Source organism: Nonomuraea cavernae, from assembly GCF_040655715.1.
GTDB lineage: Bacteria > Actinomycetota > Actinomycetes > Streptosporangiales > Streptosporangiaceae > Nonomuraea > Nonomuraea cavernae_A.
On the sequence record NZ_JBFAKL010000006.1, the window covers coordinates 194543 to 210886 of the forward strand.

Annotated in this window: 15 protein-coding genes; 9 read left to right on the forward strand and 6 right to left on the reverse strand. The window is 73.2% G+C overall.

Annotated elements, in window-relative coordinates; genetic code table 11:
- Nucleotides 1–36: 36 nt before the first annotated feature.
- Nucleotides 37–1485 (reverse strand): glycosyltransferase family 2 protein, encoded by a 1449-nt coding sequence (locus tag AB0I38_RS11230; RefSeq protein WP_358465677.1) that lies wholly within the window; start codon nucleotides 1483–1485, stop codon nucleotides 37–39.
- Between the two features lie 155 nt (nucleotides 1486–1640).
- Between AB0I38_RS11230 and AB0I38_RS11235 the strand changes: the two genes are divergently transcribed.
- Both AB0I38_RS11235 and pseI read left to right on the forward strand, forming a co-directional pair.
- Nucleotides 1641–2141, forward strand: a complete 501-nt coding sequence (locus AB0I38_RS11235) for a GNAT family N-acetyltransferase (RefSeq protein WP_358465680.1) — start codon at nucleotides 1641–1643, stop codon at nucleotides 2139–2141.
- Nucleotides 2138–3181 carry a pseudaminic acid synthase gene (pseI, locus tag AB0I38_RS11240; RefSeq protein ID WP_358465683.1) on the forward strand — a complete coding sequence of 348 codons (1044 nt, stop codon included), beginning with the start codon at nucleotides 2138–2140 and terminating at the stop codon, nucleotides 3179–3181. Before AB0I38_RS11235 ends, pseI begins: the two co-directional genes overlap by 4 nt.
- A gap of 67 nt (nucleotides 3182–3248) precedes the next feature.
- Here the strand turns inward: pseI and AB0I38_RS11245 are convergent, their stop codons facing one another.
- Both AB0I38_RS11245 and AB0I38_RS11250 read right to left on the reverse strand, forming a co-directional pair.
- Entirely contained in the window at nucleotides 3249–4316 is a 1068-nt protein-coding gene (locus tag AB0I38_RS11245; protein ID WP_358465686.1) for a PseG/SpsG family protein, read from the reverse strand.
- Nucleotides 4313–5041, reverse strand: a complete 729-nt coding sequence (locus AB0I38_RS11250) for a glycosyltransferase family protein (RefSeq protein ID WP_358465689.1) — start codon at nucleotides 5039–5041, stop codon at nucleotides 4313–4315. Before AB0I38_RS11250 ends, AB0I38_RS11245 begins: the two co-directional genes overlap by 4 nt.
- A gap of 103 nt (nucleotides 5042–5144) precedes the next feature.
- On the opposite strand from AB0I38_RS11250, the gene pseB reads away from it, so the two are divergent.
- Both pseB and AB0I38_RS11260 read left to right on the forward strand, forming a co-directional pair.
- The gene (pseB, locus tag AB0I38_RS11255; RefSeq protein WP_358465692.1) at nucleotides 5145–6128 is read left to right on the forward strand and encodes a UDP-N-acetylglucosamine 4,6-dehydratase (inverting); all 984 of its coding nucleotides are present in this window, start codon (nucleotides 5145–5147) and stop codon (nucleotides 6126–6128) included.
- Complete coding sequence (locus AB0I38_RS11260; protein WP_358465695.1) at nucleotides 6128–7252, forward strand: DegT/DnrJ/EryC1/StrS family aminotransferase; 1125 nt, start codon at nucleotides 6128–6130, stop codon at nucleotides 7250–7252. Before pseB ends, AB0I38_RS11260 begins: the two co-directional genes overlap by 1 nt.
- 6 nt (nucleotides 7253–7258) lie before the next feature.
- Here the strand turns inward: AB0I38_RS11260 and AB0I38_RS11265 are convergent, their stop codons facing one another.
- From AB0I38_RS11265 to AB0I38_RS11275, 3 genes are read right to left on the reverse strand one after another with little or no spacing between them, the layout of a single operon-like run.
- The gene (locus AB0I38_RS11265) at nucleotides 7259–9118 is read right to left on the reverse strand and encodes a glycosyltransferase family 2 protein (protein WP_358465698.1); all 1860 of its coding nucleotides are present in this window, start codon (nucleotides 9116–9118) and stop codon (nucleotides 7259–7261) included.
- 55 nt (nucleotides 9119–9173) lie between these two features.
- Nucleotides 9174–10778: a hypothetical protein gene (locus AB0I38_RS11270; RefSeq protein WP_358465701.1), complete on the reverse strand. Its 1605-nt coding sequence runs from the start codon at nucleotides 10776–10778 to the stop codon at nucleotides 9174–9176.
- Nucleotides 10775–11611 carry a hypothetical protein gene (locus AB0I38_RS11275; RefSeq protein WP_358465703.1) on the reverse strand — a complete coding sequence of 279 codons (837 nt, stop codon included), beginning with the start codon at nucleotides 11609–11611 and terminating at the stop codon, nucleotides 10775–10777. The genes AB0I38_RS11270 and AB0I38_RS11275 overlap by 4 nt, the downstream gene beginning before the upstream one ends.
- Before the next feature lie 159 nt (nucleotides 11612–11770).
- On the opposite strand from AB0I38_RS11275, the gene AB0I38_RS11280 reads away from it, so the two are divergent.
- The 5 genes from AB0I38_RS11280 to AB0I38_RS11300 are packed head-to-tail and all read left to right on the forward strand — an operon-like array spanning nucleotide 11771 to nucleotide 16312.
- Nucleotides 11771–12016 (forward strand): acyl carrier protein, encoded by a 246-nt coding sequence (locus tag AB0I38_RS11280; protein ID WP_358465706.1) that lies wholly within the window; start codon nucleotides 11771–11773, stop codon nucleotides 12014–12016.
- Entirely contained in the window at nucleotides 11997–12749 is a 753-nt protein-coding gene (locus AB0I38_RS11285; RefSeq protein WP_358465709.1) for an SDR family NAD(P)-dependent oxidoreductase, read from the forward strand. Before AB0I38_RS11280 ends, AB0I38_RS11285 begins: the two co-directional genes overlap by 20 nt.
- A 1-nt stretch (nucleotide 12750) precedes the next feature.
- Nucleotides 12751–14064 (forward strand): AMP-binding protein, encoded by a 1314-nt coding sequence (locus AB0I38_RS11290; RefSeq protein ID WP_358465712.1) that lies wholly within the window; start codon nucleotides 12751–12753, stop codon nucleotides 14062–14064.
- Complete coding sequence (locus AB0I38_RS11295) at nucleotides 14061–15086, forward strand: acyl-protein synthetase (RefSeq protein ID WP_358465715.1); 1026 nt, start codon at nucleotides 14061–14063, stop codon at nucleotides 15084–15086. The genes AB0I38_RS11290 and AB0I38_RS11295 overlap by 4 nt, the downstream gene beginning before the upstream one ends.
- Nucleotides 15083–16312 carry an acyl-CoA reductase gene (locus AB0I38_RS11300; protein WP_358465717.1) on the forward strand — a complete coding sequence of 410 codons (1230 nt, stop codon included), beginning with the start codon at nucleotides 15083–15085 and terminating at the stop codon, nucleotides 16310–16312. Before AB0I38_RS11295 ends, AB0I38_RS11300 begins: the two co-directional genes overlap by 4 nt.
- Nucleotides 16313–16344 lie beyond the last annotated feature (32 nt).

Here is a 16344-nt window from a genome sequence, read left to right on the forward strand (position 1 = left end):
GGCCACGACTCGCGCTCGGCTGATTACTCTCTGGAACTAATAGGAGATGTCCATGCCCGTTCTTGACCATCCCGGCACGGACAACCGCCACGGACGGTGACCGTCGCCGTCGCGGAAGCGCTCCTCCAGCACCAGCCCCCGGGTCTCGGCCCGGACGTGCAGCCGCCAGTTGGGCCGCCCGCCCTTGAGCCAGGCAGGGTCGATGGTCATGACGATCCCCCGGCCGCGCACCCGCCGCACCTCCAGCGGCACATGACGCTTGCCGTCGGTCAGCCACACCTCCAGCCGGCCCGGCCTGCGCCGCACGCGGTGGATCGACACCTCCGCGCGCACCACGAACCGGTCGCCGGTCCACTGGCAGTCCTCGACCGCGGCCATCAGCCTGAGCTCCTGCGTGGCGTCGTAGACCTCGTCGGGGATCTTGAGCGAGCGGTCGCGGAAGTAGGGGTAGTCGCCGTACCAGCCGGTCGTGCGCAGCCCGCGCGGCACGATCCTGGTGCCGTTCACGGCGGCACGCCGGAACTTGCGCACCTCCCGCAGTTGCTTGACCAGCCCGCGCTCGATCAGGTGCAGTTCGAGCCGGCGCAGCGACGACGCGGCGGCGAGCACGTCCGGACTCAGCGTGGCCACCCACTGGCGGCCCAGGTCGACCAGCGCCGGGATCTCGTCCCTCTCGGCCTGCTCCAGCGCCTGGAACAGGAAGACGGTGTCCTTCTCCAGGACCAGGCCGTCGAAGGCGTCGGCCAGGTCGGGCGCCTCCTCCTTCAGGAAGGACCTGACCTCCTGGATCGCGGTCAGCCGCTCGGCCAGGTTGGCGCACTCGGCCCGCCGCTGCGTGATCGACGTCTCTCCGGAGTCGCGCTCGCGCCAGTGGTAGACGACGTCGGACAGCACGTCCACGCTCGCGGCCAGCACGTGCGCCCGCATGCTGAGCGGCACGTCCTCGTAGATCCCCGAGGCGAACCGCAGCCGCTGCTCGTGCCAGAAGTCGCGACGGTAGACCTTGTTCCACACCGTCCGATCCCTGATCAGCACCCGCCTGTCCGTGATGTGGGTGCGCAGCACCTCACGCCTGAACACCTTCTCGTGCAGGGTCGACTCGGCCAGCTCGCCGTCCCTGAGCCGCCGCACCCCACCGCACGCGAGATCCGACCCGGTCCGCTCCAGCGAGGAGACCAGCGTCCCGTACGCCTCGGACGGCACGACGTCGTCGCTGTCCGCGAACGCCAGGTAGGTCCCGCGCGCCCGCAGCACCCCCTCGTTGCGGGCCGGGCCGGGGCCGCGGTTGGGCTGGTGGACCACGACGAACCGCGGGTCGCGGGCCGCGAAGCCCTCCGCGATCCGCGCGCTGCCGTCCCGCGAGCCGTCGTCGACGACGATGACCTCCAGATCCGGCAGCGTCTGGGCCGCCAGCGACTCCAGGCACTCGGTGATGTACGACTCGACGTTGTAGACCGGGACGACGACGCTGACCAGGGGCGCCATGCCGCGACTCCTTGTGTGCGGGGGATCCTTAGAGGGCAGGATGCCCCGGCCATCGCCGGAGGGCGGCGGGCGATGCCTCTCCCTGGTCAGCTCTTTACCGATCCGGCATCCGCTACGGTGTGAGACCGTGCCGACACCAGGCGTAGGGGGCGACGATGCTGAGGTCCGCCGGAGACCACGATCTGCCCGTCATGCTCCGCTGGCGCAACCATCCACGGGTCCGCGCCGCGAGCTTCACCACCCATGAGATCGGCGAGGCCGAGCACGCCCGCTGGTGGGCGGCGGTCAAGGACGACCCGGCCCGGCGCGTGCTGGTCTACGAGCACGACGGGGCCGCCGCGGGGGTGGTGACCTTCGCCGGGCTGCGGCCCGGCTCGCGGTGCGCCGACTGGGGTTTCTACCTCGACCTCGACGGTCTCGAACGGTCCGGCGCCCTGCTGCGGGCCTGGATCGGGCTGGAGCGGGCGGCCATCGACCACGCCTTCGGCCCGCTCGGGCTGACCACGCTCCGGGGCGAGGTGCTGGCCGGCAACGAGGCGGTCAGGCGGCTGCACCGCCGGTTCGGGTTCGCCGAGACCGGCCGGCACGCGCGAGACCTCGGCGGCGCGCCCGTGGACGTCGTCGCCATCCAGCTCACCAAGGAGGAAGACGCGTGATCGAGATAGCGGGCCGCGCCATCGGAGCCGACCGGCCGCCGTTCGTCATCGCCGAGATGTCGGGCAACCACAACGGCAGCCTGGAGCGGGCCCTCGCGATCGTCGACGCGGCGGCCGCCGCCGGGGCCCACGCGCTGAAGCTGCAGACCTACCGGCCCGACACCATCACGATCGACGCCGACGGGCCGGCCTTCCGGCTGGGCGACGGGCACGAGCTGTGGGGTGGCGAGCGTCTCTACGAGCTGTTCGAGCGGGCCCACACGCCGTGGGAGTGGCATGAGCCGATCTTCGACCGGGCCCGCGCGCTGGGGCTGGTGCCGTTCTCGTCGCCGTTCGACCCGACGGCCGTGGAGTTCCTGGAGAAGCTCGACGCGCCGGCGTACAAGATCGCGTCCTCGGAGATCGTGGACCTGCCGCTGATCCGGCTGGCCGCCGGCACCGGCAAGCCGCTGATCATCTCCACCGGCATGGCGTCGGCCGGCGAGATCCACGCCGCCGTGCAGGCCGCCCGCGACGGCGGCTGCACCCAGCTCGCCGTGCTGGCGTGCACCGCCTCCTATCCCGCCTCCCCCGCCGAGAGCAACCTGCGCGCGCTGCCGCTGCTGGCCGGGCTCACCGGCGCGGTCGTCGGCGTGTCCGACCACACGCCGGGCCTCGGCGCGGCGCTCGCGGCGGTGGCGCTCGGGGCCTGCCTGATCGAGAAGCACGTCACGACCGCCAGGAGCGACGGCGGCGTCGACGCGGCGTTCTCGCTGGAGCCCGCCGAGCTGGCGGCCCTGGTCGTGGAGAGCGAGCGCGCCTGGCAGTCGCTGGGCTCCCCGGTCATCGGCCCGCGCCCCTCCGAGCGCGAGGGGCTGCGCTTTCGCCGGTCGCTCTACGTGGTCCGGCAGGTGCGCGCCGGCGAGCCGGTGACCGGGCAGAACGTCCGCTCCATCCGGCCCGCCGGCGGCCTGCCCCCCGCGGCCGCCGCCGAGGTGATGGGCCGCCGCTTCACCCGCGACGCCGCCCCGGGCACCCCTCTCACCTGGGACCTCATCTGACCCCTCACCGAACCCTCACGGGACGCTCACCGGCCCCGATCTGTCGGTGTGTGACCTGTCAGAGGAGTCAGAGGAGCGCGAGCAGGGCGTCGGCGACGCGTTCCCTGCCCCTGCCGTCGATCAGGCCGCTGCCCCGCCTGCCGTACTTCTCGCGCAGCCCGGCGTCGGCGAGCAGGCGGGCCAGCGTCTCGGTGGCGGCGGCGTCGGCCTCGGGGCCGAGCCCGGCGGCGATGCCGTCGCGCACCAGCGGCTCGTAACCGACCAACTGGTTGGCCGCCACCCAGGTCAGCGCGGTCGGCACGCCCAGGTAGAGCAGCTCCCAGACGGTCGAACCGGCCGCGGAGATCACCAGGTCGGCCTCGGTCATCAGCTGGGGCAGGCGATCGGTGGGCGGGATGACGCTGACGGGCCCCTCGGCCCGGAACTTCCTGGGCGTGATCACCGTGGCGGAGAACGGCAGGCCGGTGTCGAGCAGCGCCCGTGTCCAGGCCGGCGCCACGCCCGCGCTGTCGGTGCCGCCGAAACAGCACAGCACCCGCGGCACAGCCCCCCTGCCTCCGGCGGACACGTCTCCGGCGGACACGTCTCCGGCGGGTTCGCGGACCTCGCGGACCTCGCGGACCTCGCGGACCTCGCGGACCTCGCGGACCTCGCGGACCTCGCGGACCTCGCGGACGTCGCGGACGCTGTCGCGCAGCAGGACGTAGCGGACGCCCGCCAGTCGCTCCCCTGCCATGGCGAAGGGCCGCAGCTCGGCGCCGAGGTTCTGGTCGAGGTAGAGATCGGCCTGCTGGCCGAGGGGGTCGCCGTCGACGATGGCGAGCACCGCCGCGCCGGTCGCCCTGATCGCCGCACCAGTGCCGGGAGCCAGCTCGTACGAGTCGAGCACGACCGCGCCGAGCCCCAGGTCGCGCACCAGCCCGGCGAGCCGGTCGGGCCGGTCGGGAGCCGGAACCAGCGGGAGCCCGCGTTCGAGCAGCTGGGTGCGCGCCCACGGGGAGCCGGCCAGGTTGCCGAGGAAGCACACGTCCACCCCTCGGGCGCACAGCTCCTCGGCCAGCGCGACGCAGCGCACCAGATGGCCCAGCCCGCTCTGGACGCCCGCGTCGCAGCGAATGCCGATCCCGCCCGTCATGCCTCCTGCAACGCCTTCTGCTCGACGTGCGCGTTGAGCAGGCGGATCTCCGGCCGGTCGCGCAGAAAGCCGGCCAGCGTCGCGAACGGCACGCACCGGTCGCCGAACTCGGCGACGACGCGCGAGATGAGCCGCCAGTCGTCCTCGGTGTCGAGCGTGACCCGCAGGTCGGCCGCGGCCGGGGCGTGGGCGAGGCCGAGCAGCCGCGCGCCGCCCGGATGCGTGTAGACGTAGGAGGTGACGTGGACGCGGTGGTGTCCGGTGGCCTCCCGGTCGGCCCGGCGCAGCGCGGGCAGGCCGACGATCTCGACGTCGAGGCCGCGCGGCAGCGTGCGGGCCAGGCCGGTGCTCAGGTAGTCGAGGCCGGGGACCGCCCGGTAGACCAGCGCGGCCTCGCGGATCACCTCGGGGTCGAGCAGCGGGCAGTCGGCCGTGATCCGCATCACCGCGTCACCGGGGCACGCGGCGAGCGCCTCGACGAACCTGGTGAGGACGTCATCGACCGGGCCCCGGTGCCAACGGACGCCGAGGGTGCGGCACTGCGCCACGACCGCGTCGTCGGCCGGCTCGGTCGTGGTCGCCACCACCAGGTCGTCGACGGCGCCCGCCTGGCGTACGGCTCGCACCACCCAGCCCAGCACCGAACGGCCGTGAAGGTCGCGCAGCACCTTGCCAGGCAGCCGCGTGGATCCCATCCGCGCCTGGATGATTCCGACAATCCGCACCGAAGCCCCAATCCCCCATGTGACCGTGCGTGGTCAATAGATCGCGCTATGCTACCGGCCGACTCGGACGACTACAGTGCGTAAACGCCATTCAGGGGGCCACGTGAGCATTCTCAGTGGATCGTCGGTTCTGATCACCGGAGGCACGGGGTCATTCGGCAAGGCGTTCATCCGGCACGCCCTCGACTCTCTCGACCTGCGCCGGCTGGTGGTGTTCTCGCGCGACGAGCTGAAGCAGTGGGAGGCCCGCCAGCTGTTCGGCGACGACCGGCGGCTGCGCTGGTTCATCGGCGACGTCAGAGACCGCGACCGGCTGACCCGGGCCATGCACGGCGTCGACCACGTGGTCCACGCCGCCGCCCTCAAACAGGTCGACACCGCCGAATACAACCCGTTCGAGTACGTCCGCACCAACGTGTCGGGGTCACAGAACGTGGTCGAGGCGGCGATCGACAGCGGGGTGCGCAAGGTCGTCGCGCTCTCCACCGACAAGGCCTCCGGCCCGGTCAACCTCTACGGCGCCACGAAACTGGTCGCCGACAAGCTGTTCGTGTCGGCCAACCACTACGCCGCCGGCCACGTCACCCGCTTCGCCGTGGTGCGCTACGGCAACGTCGTCGGCAGCCGGGGCTCGGTGGTGCCGTTCTTCCAGCGGCTGGCCGAGGAGGGCGGCAGCCTGCCGCTCACCGACAAGCGGATGACCAGGTTCTGGATCACGCTCGACCAGGCCGTGCGGTTCGTCGTCGAGTCCTTCGAGCTGATGCGGGGCGGCGAGCTGTACGTGCCGCGCATCCCCAGCATGCGGATCACCGACCTGGCCGAGGCGGTGGCACCCCGGAGCCCGGTCTACGAGATCGGCATCAGGCCGGGCGAGAAGCTGCACGAGGAGATGATCGGCCCCGACGACGGCCGCCGGGCGCTCCGGCTGGCCGACCGCTACATCGTCCAGCCGACGATCGCCACCTGGGGCTACCAGCCACCGCAGGGCGCCGAGCAGCTGCCGGAGGGCTTCTGCTACCGCTCCGACACCAACGACCGGTGGCTGTCGGTCGACGACCTGCGCGCCATCGTGGCGGCCGGCGTCTGATGCTCCCCTACGGACGCCACTCGATCACCGAGGACGACGTCGAGGCGGTCGCCGAGGTGCTGCGCGGCGACTGGCTGACCACGGGCCCGGCGGTCGGCCGGTTCGAGGCCGAGCTGGCCCGCTGGACGGGCGGCGTGCCGTGCCTGGCCGTCACGTCGGGCACCGCCGCCCTGCACGTCGCCTACGCGGCCGCTGGTGTCGGGCCGGGCGACGAGGTGATCACGTCGCCGCTGACGTTCGTGGCGACCGCCTCCACCGCCGTCCTGCGCGGGGCCCGCGTGGTCTTCGCCGACGTGCAGCCCGACACGGGCAACCTCGACCCCGGCGCCGCCTCGGCGGCGGTGACCGGCCGCACCCGCGCGATCACCGCGATCGACTACGCCGGCCATCCGGCCGACTACGACGAGCTGCGCGAGGTCGCCGGGCAGGCGGGCGCGACGCTGATCGGCGACTCGGCCCACTCTCTCGGCTCGACCTACCGCGACCGCCCGGTGGGGCGGCTGGCCGACCTCACCACGTTCTCCTTCTTCCCGACCAAGACCGTGACCACGGCCGAGGGCGGCGCGGTCGCGGTGGCCGACCCCGAGCGGTTCGCGCGGGCCTCCCGGTTCCGCAACCACGGGCTGGTCAGAGACCCCGCCGAGCAGCGCGACCCCGGACACGGCGACTGGCACCAGGAGGTGCACGAGTTCGGGCTCAACTACCGGCTGCCCGACGTGCTCTGCGCGCTCGGTCTCAGCCAGCTGCGGCGACTCGGGACCTTCCGGGCCCGGCGGGCCGAGCTGGTCGCCCGCTACCACGCGCTGCTCGGCGGTCTGCCCGGTCTCACGCTCCCGGCGCGGCGGCCCTACACCGCGCCGAGCTGGCACCTCTACCCGGTGCGCATCCACGACGGCCGCAGGCGGGAGGTCTACCAGCGGATGCGCGCGGCCGGCATCGGGGTGCAGGTCAACTACGTGCCCGCCTACTGGCATCCGGTGTTCGAGGACCTCGGCTACCCGCGCGGGCTCTGCCCCGAAGCCGAGGCCTACTACGCCGAGCAGCTCTCGCTGCCGCTCTTCCCCGACCTCACCGACGCCCAGCAGGACCGGGTGGCCGGCCACCTGGCCACCATCCTGCGCTGACCCGGCTCAGAGCTCGGCCAGCACCAGGCAGCCGTCGCCGCCCCGGTCCACCTCGAAGCGCCGGTCGGCGACGGTCGCCATGGGCCGCTCCCGGGTGCGCACCAGGGGCCTGATCTCCCGGCCCTGGTCGAGGACGACCTCCCACCTCGACTCCGGGCCCACGGACTCGTCGACGTCGCGCAGCGCGACCCGGGCCCGGAAGCGGTGCCCGGCCATGACCAGGGGAAAGTACATCTCCTCCCCGTCGCTCCTGCGCACCAGCCGGAGCACCGGATCGCCGTCGCCGAGATCGGCCAGCTCTCCCGACAGGACCAGGTCGTCGCCGTCGACCCGGCACTCGCCGATGACCGCCTGGGCCCGGCACAGCCGCAGCCCCCACACCCCTCTGCGGTTGCGGACGGGCACCAGCCAGGTGTTGCCCCGGCGCGCCGGGGCCGGCGGCACGAGCGGCAGCCCGCGCGGCGTGGCGACCCGTCCGGCCAGCCGCAGCCCGGTCGCCCGCAGCTCGACCCGCAGGTCCCACTGCCCCCTGCGGGTGAGCTGCGCCGTGGTCAGCGCGGCCGGGTCGAACGCGAACCCGAAGGGGAAACCGCCTCTCTCCCAGGTGACGCCGCGTCTGCCGGCCGGGCCGATGAGCGGCACGGTCTCCCCGGTGCCGCGCTCCTCCAGCCATACGCGCACAGCGGTCCGGCGCAGGTCCCTGCCGTCGAACCGGCCGGCGGACAACACCCCCTGGCCGTACAGGACGCCGTCGCGCCACTCCAGGGTCGTCAGCCGGGTCACCAGCTCCAGTTCGTCGGTGACGTCCGACAGGTGCTCGGGCATCGCCGGATGCCGGCCGTACCACTGCCTGCGGCCGAAGCCGGGGCGGCACAGGCGCGGCCACAGACGCTCGTCGCGTTCCTGCGTGAACAGGAACGCGAGGTCGTCCAGCCGCCGCCGGTGCAGCAGGTGCACGAGGAGCCGGTGCGCGTACGGGACGCCCAGCCACTCCTCCGGCGCGACACCGTCGAGGTAGCGGACGGCGAGGTCGACCAGCCCGGGATCGGCCGCGTCGCCCACGGCGGCCACGGCCTCCACCGCGACGGTCAGGTCGATGACCAGCGTGTCGCGGTCGAAGCACGGCTTCAGCTCGGGCGCCCGCTCGGCGAGCAACTCGGCCGTCTGCAGGACCGACAGCAGACGGTCGTGGAGGTTGTCCGGCTCCAGGCGGCACTGGGTGATCGAGGCGTTCTCCTCGTCGCGCTGCCGCCAGTGGTAGACGACGCACTTGAGCACGTCGACGGCGGCGGCTCCCACGTGGGCGGCGACGGAGACCGGCTGGTCCTCGTACCTGCGCTCAGGGAAGCTCAGCCCGAGGTCGTCCCAGAAGGAACGCCGGTAGACCTTGTTCCACACCATGCGGTCGCGGATCAGCAGCGGATGGCTGGTGATGTGGGTGCGCTTCAGCGGCTCGGCGAACGCCTTGCGGTGCGCCCAGGACGGCACGAGCAGGTTGCGCTGCAGCCGCATGACGTTTCCGCAGGCCAGGTCGGAGCCCGTGGACTCGAGCGACGACACCAGCCGCTGGAACGCGGTCGGCGGCAGCGTGTCGTCGCCGTCGACGAAGGCGAGGTAGCGGCCGGTCGCGTGCCGCACCCCGGTGTTGCGGGCGTGCCCGGCGCCGTGGTTGGCCTGCCGGATCAGCCGCACCCGCTCGTCGGCCGCCGACATGGCCTCCACCACCGCCGCGCCGTCGTCGTGGCTGCCGTCGTCGACACAGATCACCTCCAGGTCCCGAAAGGTCTGCGCCTCGATCGAGTCGAGGCATGCTCCGAGATACTTCTCCACGTTGTGGAACGGGACGATCACCGAAAGAACCGGCACGAGAGCCTTCTTTCCTCAGCGAGCTTTCCTCAGCGAGCTTCCTCAGCGAGCCACCTCAGCGAGACAGCATGCGCTTGACCCTGCGGGCCACCTTCCGCGGATGGACGAGGCGGCGGGAGAGGCGATATCCGAGCGTTCTGCGGTAGGCGGCCACCTTCCGCTGGCTCCTGCGCACCTTGGCCCGGGCGCGCACCAGCTCGCGCTCGCGGTAGGTGAGCTTGGTCTCCAGGCGCGCGACCCGGGCCAGAGCGGCGGTGAGCTGGTCGGCCAGGCGGTCGCGGGCGCCGAGCAGGTCGCGGTAGGTGGGCGACGCGTCAGGCACCTCGGCGGGCTGCCCCAGCTCGGCGTCGAGCTTCCTGGCCAGGTCGAGGTCGGCCTGGTCGCACGGCTTGCCGGCCATGCCGCACAGCGTCAGGGTCAGCTGGTCGGCCGCCAGCGGCCACGGCCACGGGTGGTGGTGACCCGCCGCCAGCAGCCGGACCGCGAACCTCCACAGGATCCGGCAGAGCAGCACGCGGGCGACCGGCGCGGTGGCCGGGGCGGGGACCGGGATGACGGCGGCGAAGTGCTCGCCGTCCCACACGAGGTTGTCGACCGTGGCTTCGCCGCCGTCGGTGACCCAGTCGGCCAGCTTGGCGAGCAGCTCGCGCACGGCGCGTACGTCCTCGCGGGCGCAGGCCTCGACCAGCAGCTCCTCCACGACCCGGCCACGCGGGATCGGGCGGGCGGCGCCGCCCGGCAGCCGCCTGATGGCCTCCGGCGTGATCTCGTGCACGGCCCGGCCCACCTCGATGAGGCCGGGCGGCAGCTCGACGTCGCCGGGCGGCGGCTCGACGTCGCCGGCGTCGCCCGGTCTGGTGGCGACCGCCACCCACGCCGGGGCCAGCTGCTCGCCGAGCCCGTGCCTGAACGCCAGCCGCGACAGCCGCAGCGGATCGGCGACGCGCATCGTGTCGCCGCCGCGCGCGCTGAGCGGGACCGTCAGGGCCTCCGGCAGGTTCCGCTCCAGCAACTCGCGGCCGAGCAGCGCGCGCGGCGCGCGGCGTCCGGGGTAGGCGGCGTAGCAGCGGTCGACGGCCAGCCCGGACGCCTCCAGCGCCCGGTCGAGGGGGCCGGAGCCGCGCGGGTGACTCGGGTCGAAGCCGTGCGGCTCCCACTGGCCGTCGCCGCCCTCCCGATCGGGAGGCCGGGCCTCGACGAACCGATCGATGCCGAGGTCGTTTGCCACGGCCAGGACCAGCCGGCCGCCCGGTGCCACGAGGGCGGCCAGCGCGTCGAGCGACGTCCGCCAGGCCGGCGCGGGTTCCTCGGCCGAGCTGGTGCGCTGGAGGCCGTCGAGCGCCAGGACCAGGTCGTACGGCTCCTCTCCGGTGAGCGCCCGCAGCCTGCCGCAGTGCACGGTCAGCGCGGGGTGGCGCTCGCCGAGCGCGCACGCGTCGGGATAGGAGCGCACCAGCACCGCGACCGACTCCGCCCGCGCGGCCACCGCGTCGACGAGCGCCTGCGGGTGCGGGCCTGCCAGCAGCACGCGGCCCTCGGCCGGGAGCAGCCGTCTGACCAGCTCCAGACCCGCTCCGCGCCAGTCGACGGGGTCGTCGGCGTCTGACCACAGCAGCATCTCGCCACCGATCAACCGGACGTTCTGGGGGGCCTCGTTCATGCGGATCGCACCCGCTTCCAGCCGAACATGCGCCGTAGCTCCTCCGGTGTCGCCTGGTGGTCGAATCCCAGCTCGCGGCGCGCGGTCTCGGCGGCCAGGGCACGATCGACGTGCACTCCGTGCAGCTCCGGCCACAGCCGCCGCCGCCGGGCCGTGCCGCCGTACTCGGGCCGTTCGTCCTCGTACTGCATGGGATCGCCGTAGACGGCGACGTCACAGCCGACCGAGACGCCGTAGAACAGCGCGCTGCCGAGCCGGTTGGAGGCCACCCGGCGGTGCCTGCGCAGCTCAATGAGCTGCCTGCGCAGGAACCCGCGCCCCTTGCGGTCCCAGCGCGAGCCGCGCTCGCCGTGACAGACCACCCGGAAACCCACCGATTCGTACGCCTGCCGAATGGCCGGATTGGCGAATTCGAGCCAGTAAAGGCAGACGGTCACCGGGCCGGTCTCCACCTCGCGGATCTCGGCGGCGAGACGGGCGTGATCACCGCGGACCGAGCTCTTCTCCCAGCCGTGGAACGGATACCAGATCGTCCCTTTCCGTTCCGGCACCCTGCCGAGATCGGGCTCCAGTTGAAGGAGGTAGACCCAGGGGGCCCCGATGACGTAGTGGCCCCTGCGCCCCATCGACCATCCGCGGCGTCTGAGCACGTCAGACCAGACGAAGCGGGGATATCCGGGGCTGCACCAGTGGTCGTCGGGCGGGAATCCGTGCAGGTAGTTCCAGCCGTGTTGCAGGAATCCCTGGATTCGTTTGGGCGTGTCGTCCGCCAGGCCGCAATATCTGCCGAGTATTCGGGAATGCCCGTACCAGTGATTGGACTTGTCCATCATTTCCCCTGTAGTGACCGGCGTGCCGCGTCTGAGATTCGCAGCCCGGCCATCGCACCAGAGGCGTTTATACGGTTCCATTACCCGCGACGGTTCCGGGTTTGAGCCATGCGCGATCAGGGCTACACTACGTTCCGGCACGACCACAGAGAGTGAGTCATCATGAGTCATCTCGACCGGCTGCGCGACGTCTTCCGCACCGCGCTGAGCCTTCCGGACGGCACCGACGTCGATGGCCTCGAATACCGGGCGATCCCGCAGTGGGATTCGCTCGCCCACATGGCGCTGGTCGCCGCGATGGAGGACGAGTTCGCCGTGATGATCGACACGGACGAGATGATCGACATGAGTTCGTTCGCGCACGCGGCCCGGCTGCTGGAGAAGCACGGTGTCAGCGCCGCGCTCTGACCCGCGCGTGGCGCTGGTCACCGGTTCGACCTCGGGCATCGGGCGGGCCGTGGCCGTCAGGCTGGCGAAGGCCGGGCACGAGGTCGTCGTGCACGGGCGCGACCAGGAGCGCGCGGCGAAGGCCGCGGCCGAGATCGCGGCCGAGAGCGGCGGTCGGGCCGGTTCCGTGCACGGCGACGTGGCCGACCCCGACGCGGTGTCCGCGATGATGCGCGAGGTCCGCAGGCGGCACGAGCGCCTCGACGCACTGGTGATCAACGCCGGGGTGCACGAGGCGGGGCTGCTCGGCATGATGTCCAGCGCCGCCGTGGTCAGGCTGTTCGAGACCAACGCGATGGGCGCCGCCCACACCCTGCAGGCGGCGGTCCGGCTGCTGCGCCGGGGCATGAGCCCGGCCGTGGTCCTGATCTCGTCGGTCATGGGCCACCGGGGGGCGCCCGGCCAGGCGATCTACGCCGCGACGAAGGCGTCCCTGCTCGGTCTGGCCACGGCCGCCGCCAGGGAGCTGGGGCCGGCGGGCATCCGGGTCAACGCGGTGGCCCCCGGCTACATCGAGACCGGCATGCTGGCCACCCTCGACGACCGGGCCCGCGCCGCGACGGTCGCCGCGACCCCGCTCGGCCGCCTCGGCAGCTCCGAAGACGTGGCCGCCACGGTGGCCTTCCTGCTCTCCGGCCACGCCGGCTTCATCACCGGCCAGGTCATCGGCGTGGACGGCGGGCTGGTGCTCTGAGGTGGCCGACTTCCCGCATCCAGACGCCCGGCTGGTCGTCGCCGGTGAGCCCGGCGCGCTCACGGGCGACGCGCTGGCCACCCGGATCGAGCGCACCGCCCAGGTCCTGACCCGGCTGCCACCCGGCCCGCTGTTCTGCGGGATGCGCAACGACCTGGCGTCCGTGGTGCGCTACCTCGCCGCGTGGCGGGCCGGCCGGCCGGTCGCGCTGCTCGACCCCGACCTCTCGGCCGGCGCGCTGACCGAGCTGATCGCGCGGTTCAGGCCCGCCGGGCTGACCGGCTTCGCGCACGCCGTCGAAGGCTCGCCGCGCGGCCGGCGCCCCGACGCCGAGCCGCATCCCGAGCTGGCCGTGCTGCTCGCCACGTCGGGCTCGACCGGCAACCCCAAGCTCGTCCGGCTGTCGCGGGCGGCCGTGCCGGCCAACGCCCGCGCCATCGCCGACACCCTGGCCATCGGCCCCGACGACGTCGCGCCGACCAGCCTGCCCCTCCACTACAGCTACGGGCTGTCGGTGCTCAACAGCCACCTCGTCGCGGGCGCGACCGTGGTGCTCACCGACGCGGGCCTGCTGGAGCGCTCGTTCTGGACCCATCTCGACGGCCACCGCTGCACCTCGCTCGCGGGCGTCCCCTACCAGTACGAGATGCTGCGCCGGCTCCGCTTCGACCCGGCCGAGCATCCCAGTCTCACCACGCTCACCCAGGCGGGCGGGCGGCTGCGGCCCGAGCTGGTGACCCGGTTCGCCGCCGTCGCCGAGCGCTTCTTCGTGATGTACGGCCAGACCGAGGCCACCGCCCGCATCGCCGTCCTGCCGCCCGAGCGGCTGCCCGACAAGCCTGGCTCGGCGGGCCTGGCCCTGCCGGGCGGGCGGCTGGCCGTCGACGGCGGCGAGATCGTCTACCACGGCCCCAACGTGATGATGGGCTACGCCGAGACCGCGGCCGACCTGGCCAGGGGCGACGACCTGGGCGGCGTGCTGCGCACCGGCGACCTGGGCCACCTCGACGACGAGGGTTTCCTCTTCCTGACCGGCCGGGCCAGGCGCATCGCCAAGATTTTCGGTGTCCGGGTCAACCTCGACGACGTCGAGAGGCTGCTGCGCGACTGCGGCCCGATCGCGGTGATCAGTGGCGACGACCGGGTGACCGTCTGGGCCGAGGGGCTCGACCGCGACGGCTGTGGCCGGCTCGCCCGGCGGCTGGGCATGGAGCTGCGGCTGCACTGGAGCGGCTTCGACGTGCGCGCGGTCGACCGGCTGCCGCTGCTGGCCACGGGCAAGGTCGACTACCGCGCGCTGGAGGCCCGCGCGTGACGGTCTTCACCCTGACGGAGGCCGAACGGGAGGCGTTCCTGCTGCCCCGGCTGGCCGCGCTGACCGCACGGCACCGCGACGCCTGCCCGCCTTACGCGCGGATCTTAGCCGCGATCGGGTCGGCGCCCCCCTACGCGCGGGTGGCCGACCTGCCGTGGCTGCCGGTGCGCCTGTTCAAGACCCACGAGCTGCGCAGCGTGCCGGAGGAGCGGGTGTTCCGGGTGCTGACCTCCAGCGGCACCACCGGGCAGGCGCCCAGCCGGATCCACCTCGACCGGGAGGCGGCGGCGGCCCAGCCGCGCATGCTGGCCGCGACGCTGAGGACCGTGCTCGGCGAGCAGCGGCTGCCCATGCTGATCGTCGACAGCCGCGCGGCGGTGCGCGGCCCGGCCCTCAGCGCCCGGGGAGCCGGCGTGCTCGGCATGATGAACCTCGGCAGGCACTACACGTTCGTCCTCGACGAGGGCGGCGAGGTCGACGCCGCGGCGGTGCGCGCCTTCCTCACGCGGCACGGCGGCGGGCGTTTTCTGATCTTCGGGTTCACCTTCATGGTCTGGCTTCACCTGCGTGAGCTGGGTCTCGACCTGTCCCGGGGGATCCTGATCCACTCCGGCGGCTGGAAGCGGCTGGCTGACCAGGCCGTGGACGCCGCCGGGTTCCGGAGCACGCTCCGCCGCGAGTGCGGGCTGACCCGCGTCCACGACTTCTACGGGATGGTCGAGCAGATCGGCACGGTCTTCCTGGAAGGCCCTGACGGCGACGGCCTCTACTGCCCCGACTTCGCCAACGTGCTGGTCCGCGACCCGGAGACGTGGGAGGAGGCTCCGCCAGGCGTGCCCGGAGTGGTCGAGGTGGTCAGCACGTTGCCCACCTCCTATCCGGGTCACGTCCTGCTGACCGAGGATCTCGGCGTCGTGCACGGGGTCGACGACGGCGTGTGGCCGGGCAAGCGCTTCTCCGTCCTCGGCCGGCTGCCCCGTGCCGAGGTCCGTGGCTGCAGCGACACGGCGGTGGCCACATGACACCCGCCGGGGCACTGGTCGAGGTGCTGTTTCCCGCGGCGAGAGCCGTGACGGCCGAGGCCCTGCTCGACGAGCTCGCCTCGGGTGGTGCGTTGCGGGCCGGAGACGGGCGGATGCGCGACTTCCTGGCGGCGTTCGGGCGGCGGCTGCTGGCCCCCGACTTGGCGCGGCGCCATCCCGAGCTGGCTTCGCTCGGCTTCTTCCTGCGGCCCGGCGAGCTGGCGCGCACCGTCGACGGGCTGCGCGGCCGGCACCTGCGGGTGCCGCGCGGCCTGATCCTGCACATCCCGCCCGCCAACGTCGACACCGTCTTCGTCTACTCGTGGGCGCTGTCCGCCCTGATGGGCAATCGCAACGTCGTACGGGTCTCACCGCGCTCTGGGGCCGTGGCCACGACGATCGTGCGGACCCTTCAGGAGACGCTCGCCGGCGCCGACCCGGTGGTGGCGGCGACGCAGCGCATCGTCACCTACGACCGTTCCGACGTCGTCACCTCGGCGCTCTCCGCGGCCTGCGACCTGCGGGTGATCTGGGGCGGCGACCGTACGGTGGCGGAGATCCGCCGGCATCCGCTGGCGCCGCACGCGCGCGACCTCACCTTTCCCGACCGGTCGTCGTTCGCGGTCGTCCGGGCGGCGGCGTGGCTGGAGGCTCCACCGGACACGCGTGACGCGGTGGCCGACGGGTTCGCGAGCGACTCCTACTGGTTCGACCAGGCCGCCTGCTCGTCGCCGCGCACGGTGTTCTGGGTGGGTTCGGCCGCCGACTGCGACGCGGCGCGGGCCGCGTTCACCACCTGCCTGGCGCGGGCGGTGGCGCGGCGGGGGTGGACCGTCGACACCGCGATGGCGGTCGAGAAGCGGGTGTCCACCTACGGCCTGGCCGCCGACGGCGCCGCCGGCACGATCGGCTTCCACGGCAACACCCTGGCCAGCGTGGTGCTGGCCGCCCCCGAAGCGGCGCCCCGGCGCTGGCTGGGCGCGGGCACGTTCGCGCACACCCGGCTCGGCGCCCTGGCGGAGCTGGCCAGGCTGGTGAGGCGCAAGGACCAGACGTTGACCCATTTCGGCTTCGCGCGGGCCGAGCTGGAGGCGCTGGCCGAGTCGCTGGCCGGACGGGGGGTCGACCGCATGGTGCCCATCGGCGGCGCGCTCAGCTTCCACCGGGTGTGGGACGGCGTCGACCTGCCGGCCGAGTTCACCCGCCTGGTCACCATCACCGGTTGACCCGGCGCGCCCGTCCAGATTTGGGCTTAAGG